The following is a 17476-nucleotide window of genomic DNA, read 5'->3' as shown; positions in this document are numbered from 1 at the left end:
GAGGCTTTTCGGTTTCTGCTGTTGGGTTTGCTGATGAGTGTGCGGTTAAAGTCTGCTTCAAATGTTTTACAAAAATCATCTACTGGGCAGAAAAGTGTTGTAAGATATTCCATGTTAAAGGGCTTTTGTGATGGTTTGTTTCGTCAAAACAGTAGATTATCACAATTGCTCTTTATTTTTTAGTGGGGTGCTTATCCCGAACTCAGGTTATTGTAACGGCATAATCCGTTGAAAGCATGGCGATTTAAATAAACGAATAAAGCAGAGCGTTCTGTACTTTCTTGGCCGTGATTAAATTGCTCCCGCAGTTCGTAAAAACGGTTTTCCTGATTATTTTCAGGCGTGAAAAATGATTTGACATAGTCAATAAATGACTGTTTTTCCTCTTGTAAAGCCTGATATAAACGCATCAAATCGACATTACTGTCGTTAAGCAGATAGGCATCAAAATCCAATCCCAGAGATATAGCCGCAGATTCTGCAAAAGGCTCAATCAAACGCTTAGAGGCTTGCTTTGGCAGGTGGCTTTCAATAAATGGCGCCAGTTTCGATTTGCCGCCCGCCCATTTTTAGGAATGGTTTAGACATGATGTTTTTTCATTAAGTCGGCTTTTATATTTGCTTTTTCGATGATTGGTATCAAATTTAAGGATATATAGGATAAAGGTAAGGAAATTATATGAATTTGATTTTTGTAAAATTTTGAACGAACAGAATAGTTAAGGAAATTTGTTGCGAAATTAAACACAGCATTTGTCTAAATCATCAATGCCTATTTCTATTGTCATCACATGCTTTCAAATACCGTTTCAGATTTTCACTCACGCTTCCGAATTTTGCAAGTTTTCTTTATGTAAAATCTTAACTGTTGATGGGGGGGTATTTTGCAGAACCTCAGAGTAAAGATGATGTTGCATAATGCCATTTAAACAGGCATGATGTTCACGCTATTGAAGTAATGAATCATTGGAGTGGTGAATATGAAATATGTAATACGAAATAGTATGTTAGCGGCGGCGGTAATGAGTGCAACGGCGGTTTTGGCGAAGGATTGCCCTGTGCCGACGGTCTTGCCGACGCAGTATTCGGATTTACGTTCAATCGCTATTTTTGATGCGGAAAAATATGCTTATCCTATAGACAATCAATGGTTAGCGGTATCAAAAGGCGGAAAAATAGGTTTTGTCAGTACGGACGGCAAGCGCATGATTGAGCCTGTCTATGAGCAGATCTCTGATTATTGGCAGGAAGGTGTCTTGCCGGTACAAAAAGAGGGCAAGTGGGGATTTATCAATCGTGAGGGCAAGGAGGTGATAGCTCCGCAGTTTGCCATTTTTTGGTCTGTTCAAGACGGTATGGCGGCGGTCGGATCTGATAAATATAAAGAACCGAATCAGTTAATTGATTTGGCGGGCAAAACGCTGCCGATGCCTGATAATGTGGATAGCATCGATAATATCGGCGAAGGTATGGTCGGTGTAAAAGTCGGCGATAAATACGGCTATGCGAATACGGAGGGCGAACTCGTCATTGAAGCTAAATATGATTATATCTCGAGTTTTTATGAGGGCTTTGCAGAGGTCGGCATCGATAATCTGTCGGGCATCATCGATAAGACGGGGCGAGAAATTATTCCGCTGCGCTATCATTATATTATGCGCAGCCAAGACGGCTATTTTATACCGGTAGATCAAGAATCCACCATGGCGGTGTTTAATCGGAAAGGCGAGCAAGTGTTGCCGGCGGAATATACTATGATCGGTGAATATGAAGAAGAAAGTTCTGTGGAATTTAAGCTTTTTATTAAAGGCATAACGATAGCGCTGAAAAATGAGTATTGGGGCGTGATTGACGAGCAGGGTAAGGAAATTCTGCCTTTTGAATACGAGCGTTTGTCTTTATTGGATAATGGCTGGCTGATTGCCGTTAAGGACGGCAAAGAAGGCGTGATCGACCATCAAGGCAAGGTTATCATTCCCTTTGAGTATGAGTCGCTGAGTTATGCCGAAGGCGTATTTATGATGGATAAGCGTTTGCCGGACGAGCAATCGATTAAAAATAATGCCACTGTGCGTTATTCGGGCATTTTAGACAGTCAGGGAAAAGAACTGATTCCTCCGCAATATGACTATGTTACGCCGCTGCCGGGTGCTAAGAATTATACTGTTTACACAAAAGGAAGTTATCGTTTATTTGATGCTGCCGGCAAAGCGCTGTCTGATGCTACTTGGGATTATATCGGCGAGGGCTTGGATGGCATGCTGGAAGTGAGCAAAAATAATCGCTGGGGCTATATCAATGAGAAAGGCGAAGTGCTGATTAAGCCGCAGTACGATTACGTTACCAGTATTAAGCCGAATTATATTTTGACATTTCGCGGCAAACGGCAGCAATTGCTGGATAAGCAAGGCTGCGTGCTGATCGATATGGCAGGGCATTGGAAGAAATAAGCTCTGCGGCTATCATCGAAGAATTGAAAACGTATGATGATCTTGGCTCATCTGGTACAACTTCTTTACTTCTCCGACTATAGATTAGCCTATCATGCGCTGTAATAATTTTTCGCCGCACCATTGATGATAAAACGCCATAAAGATGTATCCGACAATCAAGAACAAAAAGGCATAAGCCAATCTGCCGTGCCAAATATCGCCGAAGCGCATGCCCCAATTATCGGCAGAAGCATTGGCGGCGGCTTCGCGGATGAGGGCGGCGGTCGGCACCGCAATCATAAAAACGTATAGCGCCGAATGCCCCAAGCGCACGGCGATATTTGCTGCAGCAGGGTGCTTATCCACGCTGATTGCCCATAATATGCGAAAGGCTGCCAATATCAGCAGCAACATGCCGCCGCCTTTATGCCAAGGCAGCAGACGGCGCCAAGCCTCATTCGATTGCCAGAGCAGGGCTCGGCATGCATAGATTTTCCTTCGTATTGTCAGCGGGGAGGGGTTTGCGAGAAATTAGCATAGTTAAGGGCGATAAAAAAGCCGCGCGAATAGGGCGCGGCAAATGATTGAGGAATGAAATTACTGTGTACTGGTCACTTTCTTCAAATTCGGCGGATTATCGGTATTGATGCCGCGGGCTTTGGAGAGTTTTTCCACCATGCGGTAGAAACTTTGAATGCTGCACAGTCCTTGCAGGGCAGGATGTCCGGCATCAATCAGCGGCAAATCGCGTTCTGCCACGCTGTCATCGGCAGCAACCAAGACCTTTGCTCCCATTTGGCGGAAGCGCGCGGCGGTTTCCAATAATCCCGCTTGGGTTTCATCGGGCGGAGCAAGGAAGAGCGCGACTTGTTCCTTATTCATCAATGCCATCGGCCCGTGTTGCACTTCCGCGCCGCTGAAGCCTTCGCCCTGTACCAAGCAGGTTTCTTTGAATTTCAACGCCGCTTCTTTGGCAATCGACATGCCGGCACCGCGCCCCACCACATAGAGACGCGAGATGTCTTGCAGGCTGTCTAGAGCTTTGCTCCAGTCCAAGGCTTCGGCTTGGCAGATTTTCTCCGGCAAGGCGGCAATTGCGGCATCCAAGCCTTTGTCTTTAAGCAAAGGCGAGAGCAGACGCAGACCGGCGCCGAGCGTGGCGATAAAACTCTTAGTCGCCGCCACGCTTTTTTCCTTACCTGCGCCAATATCAATGGCATATTCGCAGGCATGCGCCAGCGGCGAATCGATGACATTCACCAATGCCAGACTGCGCAAATCTTTAGCGCGACGCATATTTTTCACGCTTTCCAGCAAATCTTGACTGCCGCCCGATTGCGAGATGGCAAGCAGCTGCGCTTTTTCCAGCTGCCAAGGGCTTTGATAAATCGTATTCAAAGACAGCGGCACGGATAAGGCGGGAATGCCGCAATAGCGCATCAGCCAATAGCTGAGATATTCCGCCGCATGGTCGGAGGTGCCGCGCGCCACCGTCAGCCACAATGCCGGCGGCTCGGCAGCTAATTTCGCCGCCATATCGCTAATCGCGGTATTGTCCGCCTGCGCGGCAAGCACCGCCGCGCTTTGCAGAATTTCTTGTTCCATAAGGCTTTGAGCCATGATGTTCTCCTTAATCAATGTTCAAGGTTTTGCCGTCAAAACGCAGACGCTGCACGCTGCCGATTTCGCCGCCATCGCCTTTGCCGCCGAATAAAATCACGGCGTCTTCATAATTGAGCGATACGCCGTAGCCGCTGGCGCTCGGCAATTGTCCCACCAGCTGCCATTTGCCGTCTTTTAAGGCATAAACATTGGGGTCGTAATAGCGCGTCAAGCCTTCATGAGCATAGTATTTGCCGCTTTCATATTGCGCCCGCGCACCGGTGAAATTCGCGCCGCCAGTCAGCAGATAATAGCCGTGGCTATGTCCCGAATAGGCGCCTGCCAAGCCTTCCTGCTGCGCCTGTCCTTCGCCGGCAATCAAGACCGGCAAACTTTGCCATGCCAATTGTCCTTTATCATCAAATGTGCCCAACTCAACGCTGTCGCTGCGCAATCCCGGCTTGAGTTCGCCGTTGGCGACATAGACTTGCCCTTCATGGATTTTTACCGCCGCCCCCGCGCGTCCGGCAAAAGGCGTGATGCCTTCGTTATGCCATTGGTTTGTGGCAGGTTCATAGCTGGAAACTTGATTGTTAAAGAAATAATCTTGGCTGGGCTGATTAAAATAAGCCTTCATCACCGCTGCCTGCTTGTCTTTGTCTTCTCCGGCGGCGCTGTAGTCTTGGAAATAGCCGTTAAAAATCGAGAGATTGCTGCCGCCGACAAAATAGATTTTGCCCTGATGTGCAAAGGCTTGCGCACCGACCAAGCCCAGAGGCGAACGCGTGGGTAGGCGCTGCCATGTTTGGCTGGCGGGATCAAATACATGCGCGTCATTGACGAGTTGCAAGACGCCCTGCGCGTCTTTCTGCAAACCGCCGAACACATACAGTTTGCCCTCAAGGGCGGCGACGACGGGCTGGCTGCGCGTACCGGCAGGGAAATCGGGCAAGGTTTGCCATTGCGCCTGCTGTTTGCTCAAATCAAGGCTGAAAAACTGCTCGCCCGCGCTGCCCAAGCCGATATAGGCGGTGTTGTCAATCAAAGCGCCGCCGCCATCTGCAAATGTTTTCGGCAAATCGGGGTAAACGCCCGCCCATGCCGCGGCAGTCAAACCAGTCAATGCAAGGGATAACAGAGTTTTAGAATAAAGTTTCACTTTTCACTCCTTCTGCTTATTGAAATAAATTTTTGCAAATCATAATATAGTTTGAAATTTTTTTCAAAGCATTTTATACTCGATGCACAAGCAAGGAGAATGGATATGAATTTCCCCCCTAACATTGCCGCCCTGCAAGGCGGGCTGATTGTTTCCTGCCAAGCCTTGCCGCATGAGCCTTTGCATTCCGCTTTCATTATGGGACGCATGGCATTGGCGGCGCAGCAGGGCGGCGCGGTCGGCATTCGTGCCAATTCTGTCGTCGATATCGAAGAAATCCGCCGCAATGTCGATTTGCCGATTATCGGCATCATTAAGCGCGATTATCCCGACAGCGAAGTCTTTATCACCGCTTCGATGACGGAAACAGATGAATTGATGAGCGTTTCCCCCGAAATCATTGCCCTTGACGCCCGCAATGCCCTGCGTCCCAATGGGCAAAGCCTATCGGCATTCGTGCAAGCCATTCGCGCGAAATATCCGCAGGTGCTGCTGATGGCGGATTGCGCCACTTGGGAAGAAATGCAGACGGCGGATGATTTAGGCTTTGATTTTATCGGCACGACTTTAGTCGGCTACACCCCCGCTTCTCGAGGACAATTGATTGAAAGCGACGATTTTGCCCTCATCCGCCGCGCGGTCGCCACTCTCAAAGCGCCGATTATTGCCGAAGGCAATATCAATACGCCTGAGAAAGTGCGCCGCGTTTTGGATATCGGCGTCTTCGGCGTAGTGGTCGGTTCTGCCATTACGCGACCGAAATGGATTACAGAACAATTTGTTGCAGCAACGCGAAAGTAAAGCAAGGAGAAAACATGTCTCAAACCCGTGAAATCAGAGGACTCATGAGCGCACTGATTGTGCCTTTTGACGAGCAAGGCAAGGTCAATGAAAAAGGTCTGCGCCAAGTCATCCGCCACAATATCGACAAGATGAAAATCGACGGTCTCTATGTGGGCGGCTCGACCGGCGAGAACTTTATGCTCGATACCGCCACCAAAAAACAAATTTTCCAAATCGCCAAAGACGAAGCCAAAGATCAGGTGTCTTTGATTGCCCAAATCGGCGGTCCCAATCTCTATGAAGCGATTGAATTGGGACAATACGCCACCGATCTGGGCTATGACGCCATTTCCGCCGTCACGCCTTTTTATTACAAATTCTCTTTTGCGGAAATCAAGCAATATTATTTCGACATTTTAGACGCGGTGGATAACCGTATGATTGTCTATTCCATTCCGTTTTTAACCGGCGTGGATATCGGCTTATCGCAATTTGGCGAACTCTTCGCGCATCCGAAAATCGTCGGCGTGAAATTTACCGCGGCGGATTTCTATCTCTTAGAACGTCTGCGCAGCACTTATCCCGACGTACTGATTTACTCGGGCTTTGACGAAATGCTGCTGCCTGCTTTAGTGAACAATGTGGACGGCGCCATCGGCTCGACTTATAACGTCAACGGATTGCGTGCGCGCGAAACCATGGACTTGGCAAAAGCCGGCAAATACGAAGAAGCCCTGAAAGCGCAAAACGCCAGCAATGCGCTGATTAGCGACATTATAGACAACGGTCTGTATCCAACGATTAAGCAATTGCTGGTTCTCTCGGGCTGCGACGCCGGACCTTTCTTGTCGCGCAAACCGATGGCTTCGGCCACTGAAGCACAAATCGCGAAAGCCAAAGAAATTTACAAACGCCATTTCGGCAATAAATAGGAGACTATGATGAAAAAACTCAGCCTTAGCATCTTGATTGGATTGGCCGCTCTGAATGCCCAAGCGGCGGATTATGAATTCAGCTTCGGACTGGTCGCTGGCAATACCGCCAACGAATACAAAGCTGCGGAACATTTTGCCCAAGAAGTGCAAGAAAAATCCGGCGGCAAAATTGAAATTAAACTCTTCGGCAACTCCCAATTAGGTGATGACCGCTCAATGATGGAACAAGTCACCGGCGGCGCTTTAGATTTCACCTTTTCTGAAAGCGCACGCTTCCAAATCTACTATCCTGTAGCGGAAGTGTTCGCTCTGCCCTATATGGTCAGCGATTTCTCAATGGCGCAAAAAGCCCTGTTTGAAACCGATTTCGGCAAGGATTTATTGGAAAAAATCGAAAACGAGAAAAATATGCTGGTCTTGGCGCAGGCCTATAACGGCACCCGCCAAACCACTTCAAACCGTGCCATTAACAGCATTGCGGATATGAAAGGTCTGAAACTGCGCGTGCCTAATGCCGCCACCAACCTCGCCTATGCCAAACACGTCGGCGCCGCGCCCACACCGATGGCATTTTCTGAAGTCTATTTAGCATTGCAAACCAATTCTGTAGACGGACAAGAAAACCCCTTGCCGACTATTGACGCACAAAAATTCTATGAAGTGCAAAAACATTTGGCGATGACCAACCATATTCTTAACGACCAATTGTATTTGGTAAACCGCGACGTCTTTAACGATTTACCCGAAGATTTGCAAAAAGTCGTGAAAGAAGCGGCAGTCAATGCGGCGGCTTATCACACCAAACTCTTCCAAGACGGCGAAGCCAAACTGGTCGAGGAATTCAAAAACAAAGGTATGAATGTTACCACGCCTGATTTAAGCGCCTTTAAAGAGGCGATGAAGCCTTATTATGATGAATTCGTCAGCAAAACCGGCGAAGAAGGCAAAAAAGCCATTGCGGATTTTTCGGCATTGGCGAAATAAGTCCGACAAAGGCGGCCGCAGCGGCGGCTGCCTTTATTGTTAAGTGCGAGGAGCAATCATGAAAGCCCTGAATAAATTAGAAGAATGGATCGGCGGTTCCCTATTTTTACTGATATTTGGCATTTTGATTTTTCAAATCATTGCGCGTGAAATTTTAGACTCGCCGCTGATTTGGTCTGAAGAGGCGGCGCGGCTGATTTTTGTCTATGTAGGCATGCTGGGGATTTCCATGGGCATTCGCAGCCAGCAACATGTACAAATTGATTTCATCAGCAGCCGCCTGCCGCCTAAAATGAAAGTCGCGGTCTTCAGCATCATCCAATTGCTGATTTTTTCCTGCCTCCTGCTCTTTATCCACTACGGCATTGTCTTAATGAAACGCCCGCCCGATCAATTGGTCGCCCTGGGCATCTCCACCAAATATTTATATCTTGCCCTGCCGCTGATTGCCGGCTTGATGCTGCTGCGTTTTTTCCAAACCCAGCAGGAAAACTTCGCCAATAAAGCCGCCTGGTTTCCCGCATGGGTATATATCGCTTTGGCGGTTGCTTTTTTCGCGATTCTCTTCTTCGCGCCCGAATGGTTTAAATATCTGCGCGTCAGCGATTACGTCAAATTCGGCAAAGACTCGGTGTATATCGTCTTGCTTATCTGGCTGGTGCTGATGTTTTTGGGTATGCCGGTCGGCTGGTCGCTCTTTATCACCACCGTTTTATTTTTCTCTATGACGCGCTGGAATACCGGCAATTTCGCCGCTGCCAAATTGGTCGACAGCGTCAATAGTTTCAGCCTGCTCAGCGTGCCGTTTTTTATCCTCACCGGCATTTTGATGAACAGCGCCGGCGTTACCACGCGGATTTTTAATTTCGCCCGCGCCATGCTCGGACATTGGACAGGCGGCATGGGACATGTGAATATCGGCGCGAGCCTGATTTTCTCGGGCATGTCGGGTTCCGCTCTGGCAGATGCCGGCGGACTGGGACAGCTGGAAATCAAAGCCATGCGCGACGAAGGCTATGATGATGATTTATGCGGCGGTATTACGGCGGCATCCTGCATCATCGGTCCATTAGTACCGCCAAGTATTGCCATGATTATTTACGGCGTTATCGCCAACGTCTCGATTGCCAAATTGTTTTTAGCCGGCTTTGTACCGGGGGTCTTGCTCACGATTGCGCTGATGCTCATGAATGCCTATATCTGCAAAAAACGCGGCTACCGCAAAGCGGTTAAAGCCACGCGCAGCGAACGCATATCCTCTTTCAAAAGCTCTTTCTGGGCATTGCTGACGCCGCTGCTGATTATCGGCGGTATTTTCTCCGGCTTTTTCACGCCCACCGAAGCGGCGGTCATTGCCGCCCTGTATTCCACCGTCTTGGGATTTGTCTATCGCGAGCTGAATATGGCGGGGCTGTTTAAAAGCTGCGTCGAAGCCATGGCGATGAGCGGCGTCACCATTTTGATGGTCATGACGGTTACTTTCTTCGGCGATATGATTGCTCGCGAACGTGTGGCGATTCAAGTCGCGGAAGGCTTTATGGCATTTGCCGACAGCGCCTTGATGGTCTTGCTGCTCATCAATCTGCTGCTATTGTTCTTGGGCATGTTTATCGATGCACTGGCATTGCAATTCCTTGTCTTGCCGATGCTGATTCCTATCGCCCAGTATTACAATATCGACCTTGTCTTCTTCGGCGTCATGACCACCTTGAACATGATGATCGGCATCCTCACGCCGCCGATGGGCATGGCATTATTCGTGGTGGCAAGAGCGGGTAATATGTCCGTCAGCACAGTAACCAAAGGCGTGCTGCCCTTCCTCATCCCGATTGCCTTAACCTTGGTCTTAATTACCATTTTCCCAAGCATTATTACGTTCTTGCCTAATTTGATTATGGGCGAATAAAGGAGTTTTTTATGGAATTTGTCTCTCTACACAGCGATTGCAGCACGCCTTCGCGCGCCATCGAAAAAATCAAAACCTTTCTCGCCGAGCACGATTTGGCGAAAATAGACAACGGACAGCATGCGATTGAGGGCGAAGATTTCTATGTAAACATCTTCGGCTATACCACCACTGTTGCCGAAGAGCGGATTTGGGAAGCGCACCGCGAATATTTAGACGTGCATGTCCTGATTGAGGGCAGCGAAGTGGTACGCTGCGCGCCTTTGGATAAAAGCGTGGTGCTGCAATACCATGCCGAGAAAGACTATGTGGAAATCGCCAGTACGGTGCCCTATGTCAGCGCCACGCTCGACAGCGGCAATGTGGCAGTCTTTTACCCTGAAGACGTGCATCAAACCGGCTTAATGGTCAATAACATCGCCGAAAACATCCGCAAAGCGGTGTTCAAATTGCGGCTTTGAGCCTGCAAAAGGCAAGACGATGAAGCATTTTCAAAAAAGCATCACGCCGCTGATTGAAAGCCAAGCGCAGCAATTTACCCCTGCCGAACGCAAAATCGCCGATTATTTCTTAAGCGATGCCGACAATGAAATGCCCTCGAACGCCCGACAAATCGCGCAGCGTTTGGGCGTCTCGGAAGCCGCGCTCACGCGCTTTGCGCAAAAATGCGGCTTTCGCGGCTTTCGCGAATTTATCTTCGCCTTCAGCCAAGACAGCCCCGATGCGGAAGAGAATTTCGTCCAACCCGTGTTAGCCAGCTATCAAGAACTGCTCAATAAAACCTATTCTTTGGTCGATACCGCGCAAATCCACCGCATCACGCAGCTGCTTTTGCGCAAAAAACGCGTCTATTTCTACGGCAAAGGCAGCTCAGGCTTGGTCGCGCAGGAAATGAAATTGCGCTTTATGCGCGTCGGGCTGATTTGCGATGCCTTCACAGACGACGACATGATGCGCATGAATGCCGTACTGACCGACAGCCATTGTTTGGTCATCGGCATCAGCATCAGCGGACGCAGTCAAATCGTGCTCTCCGCCCTTGACAGCGCCAAAAAACAGGGCGCATCGGTCGTCCTGCTGACCGCCAATATCGCCGCCGACTTCCAATACCGCTTTGACGAAGTGCAAAGTTTCGCCGTCAAAAATAATTTAGAATACGGGCGTATGATTTCGCCGCAATTCCCCGCCTTAGTGGTACTGGATATGCTCTATGCCGACTATATGAGCATCAACCAACAGCAGCGCGAAAACATCTGGCAGCGCACCTACGATGCCATTCAGCTTAACAAGGAGTAAACATGCCTATTTTGACCATTGATATCGGCGGCAGCGAAATCAAATCCGCCCTCTACAGCCGCGAAGGACAATGCCTGCAAGAATTTCCCGCCCAAGCCAGCGCCATCAGCGCCGATGACAATCAAATCGAAGCGCAAATCCTAGCCATCTGCCAAGCGGCGCAAGCCGAGCATGATGTGCAAGGCGTTGCCATTTCCAGCTCCGCCGTCATCAATCCCCACACAGGACGGATTGAATTTGCCGGCCCGACCATTCCCAATTACACCGGCACCAACCTCAAAAGCGCCGTCGAACAACATTGCCGACTGCCTTGCAGCATTGAAAACGACGTCAATGCCATGGCTTTGGGCGAAGCATGGCTGGGCGCCGCCAAAGGGCGAAGCTCCGCCTTCTGCCTGACCTTAGGCACAGGACTGGGCGGCGCGATTCTCATTGAGGGCAAACTCTGGCACGGCGCGAACTATACCGCCGGCGAAATCGGACAAATGCCGCTCGCCCAAGGCAAACGCGTAGAAGAAATCGTCTCCACCACCGCCTTATTGCAACATTATCAAAAACAAAGCGGCGAAAAAATCAATGGGCGCGAATTTTTCCACCGCCTAAAACAAGGCGAAGCACAGGCAGAAGCCAGCTTTCAAGAACTCATGGAACAACTGGCGCAAAGCCTGATGCCGATTATTTTCCTCTTTGCACCGCAAGCCATCATCGTCGGCGGCGGTATCTCCGCGCAGCACGAATACATCGAACCGCGGCTTAAAGCCGCCATTGCCAAACGCCTGCCGCCCTATTTCATGCCGCGCCATATCAGCTGCGCCACTCTAGGCAATGCCGCCAATATGCTCGGCGCATTGCGTTGGTTCTTAGACAGTGAAAACAAAGGATAAATGATGAACAGCATGTTTTACCGCGGCGCGGACATCTTTGACCGCGGACAATTACTTTCAGGCTTTGCCCTGCACATCGAAAAAAACCGCAGCCGCCTGCTGCCCGAAGCCGCCATTCCCGAAGGCGCGCCCGTACGCGAACTCAAAGGCGGCATCTTAAGCCCCGGCTTTGTCGAAACCCAAGCCAACGGCGGCGGCGGTATTTTAGTCAATGAAGATAGCAGCCCACAGGGGCTGGAAACCGTCATCAAAGCGCACCGCCAATTCGGCACTGTCGCCATGCTGCCCACCTTCATCACCGACAGCCAAAGCAAATACCATCAAGCCATCGCCAACATCGCCGAAGCGGTGAAAAACAAAATGCCCGGCATCATCGGCGGACATTTTGAAGGCCCATTTCTAAATCTCGAGAAAAAAGGCACACATAATCCGCGCTATATCCGCCAGCCTGATGAAAGCGACTATGCCTGCTACGTGCAATACGGCGAATACCTGCAACACAGCATCCTCTCTCTGGCGCCGGAACGGCAGCCCAAAGGCAGCATTGCCCGCATCAAACCCTTCATTCCGCACATCAACATGGCGCACAGCATGGCAAATCATCAAGACCTCATTGCCGCCCGCGCCGAAGGACTGACCGGCATCACGCATCTCTACAATGCCATGGCGCCCATGAGCGGACGCGACCCCGGGCCGATTGGCAGTGCGGCGGAACTGGGCTTATATTGCGGCATCATCGCCGACGGCATCCATTCCCACCCCTTTGCCCTAGCTCACGCCTACCGCGCACTCGGCGCAGATAAACTCCTGCTCGTTACCGACTCCATGCACACCATCGGCGCACCGCACATCAGCGAATTCGACCTCATGGGCATTAAAGTCTATGTACGCGAGCAAAGTCTGGTCAATGAACACGGCTCGCTGGCAGGTGCGCACATCAACATGCTGCAATGCCTGCAAAACGCCGTCCGCTACATGCACACCGACATCAAAAGCGCCTTGCAAATGGCGGTCAGCAGTCCCGCTTACTACCTGCATCGACCAGATTTAGCCGGCATTGAAAACCGCGACAGCCAAGACATCATCTATTTAGACCCGCAATTAGCCCTGCACGAAGACTGGCGCTAGGATGACAAATCCATAGCGCTTTTTTGCCGGGCAGGGGAGGGCAAATTGCCTAAAAAAGCACTGGCTTAGGTATTTTTCTTTAGGTAAATGAAGCTATTATTAACAAAAATTTTGCCGCTCGGGCTAGGCAAGGGGGGCAAAAGGCTTTACAATGCGCGCCGCCTGAATAGCCCCCCTGGTAAAGGCTAGGATTCTCAGGCTTTCAAAGACGGCTTAATCATTTCTTCCGCTGTATTCAGCGTCTCGCCGTCTGCTTTGGCATTGCTTGCAATGCGGTCAGCTTGCTGACAAGGGTGGGCATTTTGCCCCTGGGGAGATTCCCCAAAGCGCCGAGTCAAAGGACCACAAGTCACCAGACTTCTTTCTTTTCACTTTTTATCAGAGATGGTAATCCGATATGAGCGTAACTCCTGTCAATCCTATTGCGAATGCAACAAACGACTATTATTTAACTCGCCAAAATGCGATGGAATCCAATGTCCGCAGTTATCCGCGCAAACTTCCTTTGGCGATTGCCAAAGCGCAAGGCTGCTGGGTAACCGATGTAGAGGGCAATGAATACCTTGATTTCTTAGCCGGCGCCGGCACTTTGGCGCTGGGACACAATCATCCGGCGATCATCCAAGCGATTCAAGACGTGCTGAGCAGCGGTCTGCCCCTGCACACCTTGGATTTAACCACGCCGATGAAAGACGCCTTTACCGAAAAACTGCTGTCTTTCTTCCCTAAAGACCAATATGTGCTGCAATTCACCGGCCCTTCCGGCGCCGATGCCAACGAAGCGGCCATCAAACTCGCCAAAACCTACACAGGACGCGGCAATGTGATTGCCTTTTCAGGCGGATTCCACGGCATGACGCATGGCGCTTTATCACTGACAGGCAATCTGCACGCCAAAAATGCCGTGCAAAACCTCATGGCTGGCGTGCAATTCATGCCCTATCCGCATGATTACCGCTGCCCATTTGGTATTGGCGGCGAAGCAGGTGCAGAAGCGGTTGCTTACTATTTTGAACAATTCATTGAAGACGTGGAAAGTGGCGTTGTTAAACCTGCAGCGGTAATTTTAGAAGCCATTCAAGGCGAAGGCGGCGTTGTGCCAGCGCCGGCAAAATTCCTGCAAAAAATCCGCGCCGTTACCGAAAAACACGGCATCGTGATGATTGTCGATGAAATCCAAGCAGGCTTCTGCCGCTCAGGCAAAATGTTTGCCTTTGAACACGCTGGCATTGAACCTGATATTGTCGTGATGTCTAAAGCAGTGGGTGGCAGCCTGCCATTAGCCGTGCTTGCCATCAACAAAAAATTCGATGCTTGGCAACCTGCTGGACACACAGGCACCTTCCGCGGCAACCAAATGGCGATGGCAGCAGGCTACACCGCGCTCAACATCATGCAAGAACAAAACCTTGCCCAAAATGCAGCGGAACGCGGCGCTTATCTCAAAGAAGCTCTGCAAAATCTTGCCAAAACCTATCCTTGCATTGGCGATGTACGCGGCAAAGGCTTAATGCTGGGCATTGAAATCGTTGATGAACGCAAAGCTAAAGGCGCTTGCGGCGCTTATCCTAACGATGGCGAACTTGCCGCTGCCATTCAAAAAGCCTGCTTTCAGCATAAATTATTGATTGAGCGCGGCGGACGTGGCGGCAACGTGTTGCGCGTATTATGCGCCGTTAATATTACGCAAAGCGAATGTGAAGAAATGGTCAAACGCTTCTCGCAGGCTATAAGAGATGCGGTTAAAAACCTACGTTCATAATTAATACATCTGGTCGGAATACTGTAGTATTCCAACCCTTTTGAACATCATGCCTATTTAAATAGCGGGCATCACAATTTAAAATACTGACAAAACCTTCAAATCGTTAAAAATAAATATTATTTCAGTTCCATATACCATGAAAAAAGAAAAAATCCTTTATCTAAACCCGATCGATATTTTCATCCTTACGCTAATTTTTTTTGGAGAAGCCATCATTTCCTCCGCACAAGGCTACTTTTTACTGCAGCATGTAGATATTAGCAAATATAATCCATTAGAATTTAACGACATCTCCAATTGGCGAGGAATTGCACTAGAAATATTCTCCCTTTTTTTAGCATGGCTATATCTTTATTTCAGAAAATTTGATTTTTCCCAACTTGATTTTTCCATCAATAAAAAAACCCCTATAAAAATCTTTTGTTTTATTTTATTAGCAAGTATTATTGCCAGTACATTTGAGTTAGCTCAATATTACTTCTTTGAACTTGCACAATGGGAAGAACATGTGGTAGAAGAAAACATTCAGGAAGAAATTAGTATTGCAGATCAATTGTTGGGACATTTCTCATTATCTTATTTCCTATATTCCTTGCTGAACGGTTTTTTTGAAGAAATTTTTTTCGTTGGACTAATTTTTTGCGTCAGTAAAAAACATCTCCCTTATGCTATTATTTTCAGCCTAATCATCAGATTTTCGTTTCATACCTATCAAGGCATCCCTTCCGCACTTATTATCACCACTCTCGGCATTACCTTTTTCCTGTTACGGCTACGTTACAAAGAGTTAGTTCCTTTCTTTCTTGCCCACAGTTTTTTCGATTTATTCGGAATGACTTTTTTGCTAGGTTTGTTTTATCTGATTTAATTAGGAGTTACCATGCCCAATGTATCCCAGCATCGCAAACAATTGTTATGCAGTGATTCTGCCTCGATTACCGCTTATGAAGCCGCGATGCAACAAGCCATCAGCGCCGTCTCCGCTTGGCTTAAAGAAGACAAAATGTACACAGGCGGCAGCATCAAACAATTACGCAACGCTATTCATTTCGCCGCTTCTGAGCAAGGCTTAGGCTTGGAAAAAGCCCTAGATCGCGCCATTGATTTATTCTTAAACAAAAGCCTTAAAGTCCATCACCCCCACTCCTTAGCCCATTTGCACTGCCCCACTTTAGTCGCCAGCCAAATTGCTGAAGTGCTGATTAACGCTACAAACCAATCGATGGACTCTTGGGACCAAAGCCCTGCCGCTTCACTAATGGAAGTACAACTTATTGATTGGCTGCGGCAAAAAGTCGGCTACAAAGTAGGACAAGCAGGCGTATTTACCTCAGGCGGTACCCAATCTAACCTCATGGGTGTGCTACTCGCTCGTGATGCCTGCATTGCGGCAAATTGGAAAAACAGCGCGGGCGGCGAATGGTCGGTGCAACAAGACGGCATACCGCCCGAAGCCTTAAGCAAAGTCAAAGTCATCTGCTCGGAAAACGCGCATTTTTCCGTACAAAAAAACATGGCCATGATGGGCATGGGCTTCCAATCCGTCATCACCGTGCCTTGCAATGCCCAAGCGCAAATGGACACCAACGCTTTAAGCCGCATCTTGGACGAACTGAAAGCGGCAGGCAAAATCGTTGCTTGCGTAGTCGCCACCGCCGGCACCACCGATGCCGGTGCGATTGACGACCTCACGGCAATCCGCCAACTCTGCGACCAATACGGCGCATGGCTGCACATCGATGCCGCTTGGGGCGGTGCCTTGCTCTTATCCAAGCAATACCGCCATTTACTTTCCGGCATTGAAAAAGCCGATTCCGTTACCTTGGACTTCCATAAACATTATTTCCAAAGCATTTCCTGCGGCGCATTCCTGCTCAAAGACAAAGCCAATTTCCGCTTCATGCACTACGAAGCCGAATACCTCAATTCCGCTTACGACGAAGCGCACGGCGTGCCGAATCTGGTATCCAAATCCCTGCAAACCACGCGCCGCTTCGATGCCCTGAAACTGTGGCTTACCATCGAAGCCCTAGGAGAAGAGCTATACGCCTCTATCATCGACCACGGCGTCAGCCTCGCGCGCGAAGTTGCCGCTTACATTGAAGCCAGCGACGAACTAGAAATGCTCGTTGCGCCGCAATTTGCCTCCGTGCTATTCCGCATTGTGCCCAAAAATTATCCTGCTGAATTTGTGAATAATCTCAACCAAAATGTAGCTGACGAACTCTTTGCCAAAGGCGAAGCCAATATCGGCGTAACCAAAGTTGGCAACATTCAATCGCTGAAAATGACCCTACTCAGCCCAATTGCCACCTTAGAAAACGTGCAACAACTCCTGCAACAAGTTCAAACAGAAGCTGCACGCATCAAAGACAGTATCGCCGCAGGCACTTACACACCGCCGATTGCCTAATTCGGCATAAACAATACTTCTTGGCTCTAGACAAAACCTGAGTTCGGGATAAGCACCCCACTAAAAAATAAAGAGCAATTGTGATAATCTACTGTTTTGACGAAACAAACCATCACAAAAGCCCTTTAACATGGAATATCTTACAACACTTTTCTGCCAAGTAGATGATTTTTGTAAAACATTTGAAGC

The 17476-nt window shown here is 49.1% G+C and carries 16 protein-coding genes and 2 pseudogenes; 12 read left to right on the top strand and 6 right to left on the bottom strand.

Annotated elements, in window-relative coordinates; translation table 11 throughout:
• Positions 1-113: pseudogene (locus ACJHVI_RS02400) on the bottom strand (IS982 family transposase); the annotation flags it as partial.
• A 93-nt stretch (positions 114-206) separates the two neighbouring features.
• Positions 207-588, bottom strand: a pseudogene (locus ACJHVI_RS02395) (DNA adenine methylase); the annotation flags it as partial.
• 434 nt (positions 589-1022) lie between these two features.
• Here ACJHVI_RS02395 and ACJHVI_RS02390 point away from each other — a divergent pair.
• Positions 1023-2450, top strand: a complete 1428-nt coding sequence (locus ACJHVI_RS02390) for a WG repeat-containing protein (RefSeq protein ID WP_483183021.1) — start codon at positions 1023-1025, stop codon at positions 2448-2450.
• A gap of 84 nt (positions 2451-2534) precedes the next feature.
• Here ACJHVI_RS02390 and ACJHVI_RS02385 read toward each other — a convergent pair whose 3' ends face one another.
• The 3 genes from ACJHVI_RS02385 to ACJHVI_RS02375 form a co-directional block, all read right to left on the bottom strand.
• On the bottom strand, positions 2535-2906 hold the full coding sequence (locus ACJHVI_RS02385; protein WP_483183022.1) for a cytochrome b: 372 nt from the start codon (positions 2904-2906) through the stop codon (positions 2535-2537).
• A gap of 123 nt (positions 2907-3029) precedes the next feature.
• Positions 3030-4052 carry an SIS domain-containing protein gene (locus tag ACJHVI_RS02380; RefSeq protein WP_483183020.1) on the bottom strand — a complete coding sequence of 341 codons (1023 nt, stop codon included), beginning with the start codon at positions 4050-4052 and terminating at the stop codon, positions 3030-3032.
• Positions 4053-4062: 10 nt separating this feature from the next.
• A complete protein-coding gene (locus tag ACJHVI_RS02375; protein ID WP_483183019.1) occupies positions 4063-5193 on the bottom strand; it encodes an N-acetylneuraminate epimerase in 1131 nt (376 codons plus the stop codon).
• Between the two features lie 105 nt (positions 5194-5298).
• On the opposite strand from ACJHVI_RS02375, the gene ACJHVI_RS02370 reads away from it, so the two are divergent.
• The 8 genes from ACJHVI_RS02370 to nagA are packed head-to-tail and all read left to right on the top strand — an operon-like array spanning position 5299 to position 13109.
• Positions 5299-5994 carry an N-acetylmannosamine-6-phosphate 2-epimerase gene (locus tag ACJHVI_RS02370; RefSeq protein WP_483183018.1) on the top strand — a complete coding sequence of 232 codons (696 nt, stop codon included), beginning with the start codon at positions 5299-5301 and terminating at the stop codon, positions 5992-5994.
• Positions 5995-6008: 14 nt separating this feature from the next.
• Positions 6009-6908, top strand: a complete 900-nt coding sequence (locus tag ACJHVI_RS02365; protein ID WP_483183017.1) for an N-acetylneuraminate lyase — start codon at positions 6009-6011, stop codon at positions 6906-6908.
• A gap of 6 nt (positions 6909-6914) precedes the next feature.
• A complete protein-coding gene (locus tag ACJHVI_RS02360) occupies positions 6915-7895 on the top strand; it encodes a sialic acid TRAP transporter substrate-binding protein SiaP (RefSeq protein ID WP_483183016.1) in 981 nt (326 codons plus the stop codon).
• A gap of 58 nt (positions 7896-7953) precedes the next feature.
• A complete protein-coding gene (locus ACJHVI_RS02355; RefSeq protein ID WP_483183015.1) occupies positions 7954-9801 on the top strand; it encodes a TRAP transporter large permease in 1848 nt (615 codons plus the stop codon).
• 11 nt (positions 9802-9812) lie between these two features.
• Entirely contained in the window at positions 9813-10262 is a 450-nt protein-coding gene (locus ACJHVI_RS02350; RefSeq protein ID WP_483183014.1) for a NanQ anomerase/TabA/YiaL family protein, read from the top strand.
• Positions 10263-10281: 19 nt separating this feature from the next.
• On the top strand, positions 10282-11097 hold the full coding sequence (locus ACJHVI_RS02345; protein WP_483183013.1) for a MurR/RpiR family transcriptional regulator: 816 nt from the start codon (positions 10282-10284) through the stop codon (positions 11095-11097).
• A gap of 2 nt (positions 11098-11099) precedes the next feature.
• Positions 11100-11981 (top strand): ROK family protein, encoded by an 882-nt coding sequence (locus ACJHVI_RS02340; RefSeq protein WP_483183011.1) that lies wholly within the window; start codon positions 11100-11102, stop codon positions 11979-11981.
• Complete coding sequence (gene nagA, locus ACJHVI_RS02335; RefSeq protein ID WP_483183010.1) at positions 11982-13109, top strand: N-acetylglucosamine-6-phosphate deacetylase; 1128 nt, start codon at positions 11982-11984, stop codon at positions 13107-13109. It begins immediately after the preceding gene.
• 194 nt (positions 13110-13303) lie between these two features.
• Here nagA and ACJHVI_RS02330 read toward each other — a convergent pair whose 3' ends face one another.
• Positions 13304-13462: a hypothetical protein gene (locus ACJHVI_RS02330; protein ID WP_483183009.1), complete on the bottom strand. Its 159-nt coding sequence runs from the start codon at positions 13460-13462 to the stop codon at positions 13304-13306.
• Positions 13463-13506: 44 nt separating this feature from the next.
• Here ACJHVI_RS02330 and ACJHVI_RS02325 point away from each other — a divergent pair, with 44 nt between their 5' ends.
• The 3 genes from ACJHVI_RS02325 (at position 13507) to ACJHVI_RS02315 (ending at position 17287) form a co-directional block, all read left to right on the top strand.
• On the top strand, positions 13507-14871 hold the full coding sequence (locus tag ACJHVI_RS02325) for a diaminobutyrate--2-oxoglutarate transaminase (protein WP_483183008.1): 1365 nt from the start codon (positions 13507-13509) through the stop codon (positions 14869-14871).
• A 139-nt stretch (positions 14872-15010) separates the two neighbouring features.
• Entirely contained in the window at positions 15011-15742 is a 732-nt protein-coding gene (locus tag ACJHVI_RS02320; RefSeq protein WP_483183007.1) for a CPBP family intramembrane glutamic endopeptidase, read from the top strand.
• Between the two features lie 12 nt (positions 15743-15754).
• Positions 15755-17287 (top strand): pyridoxal phosphate-dependent decarboxylase family protein, encoded by a 1533-nt coding sequence (locus ACJHVI_RS02315; RefSeq protein WP_483183006.1) that lies wholly within the window; start codon positions 15755-15757, stop codon positions 17285-17287.
• The last annotated feature ends 189 nt before the right edge of the window (positions 17288-17476 follow it).

The organism is Suttonella sp., assembly GCF_056855035.1.
Note: the sequence above shows the minus strand (reverse complement) of the source record. Positions and strands in the feature narration are given on the sequence as shown.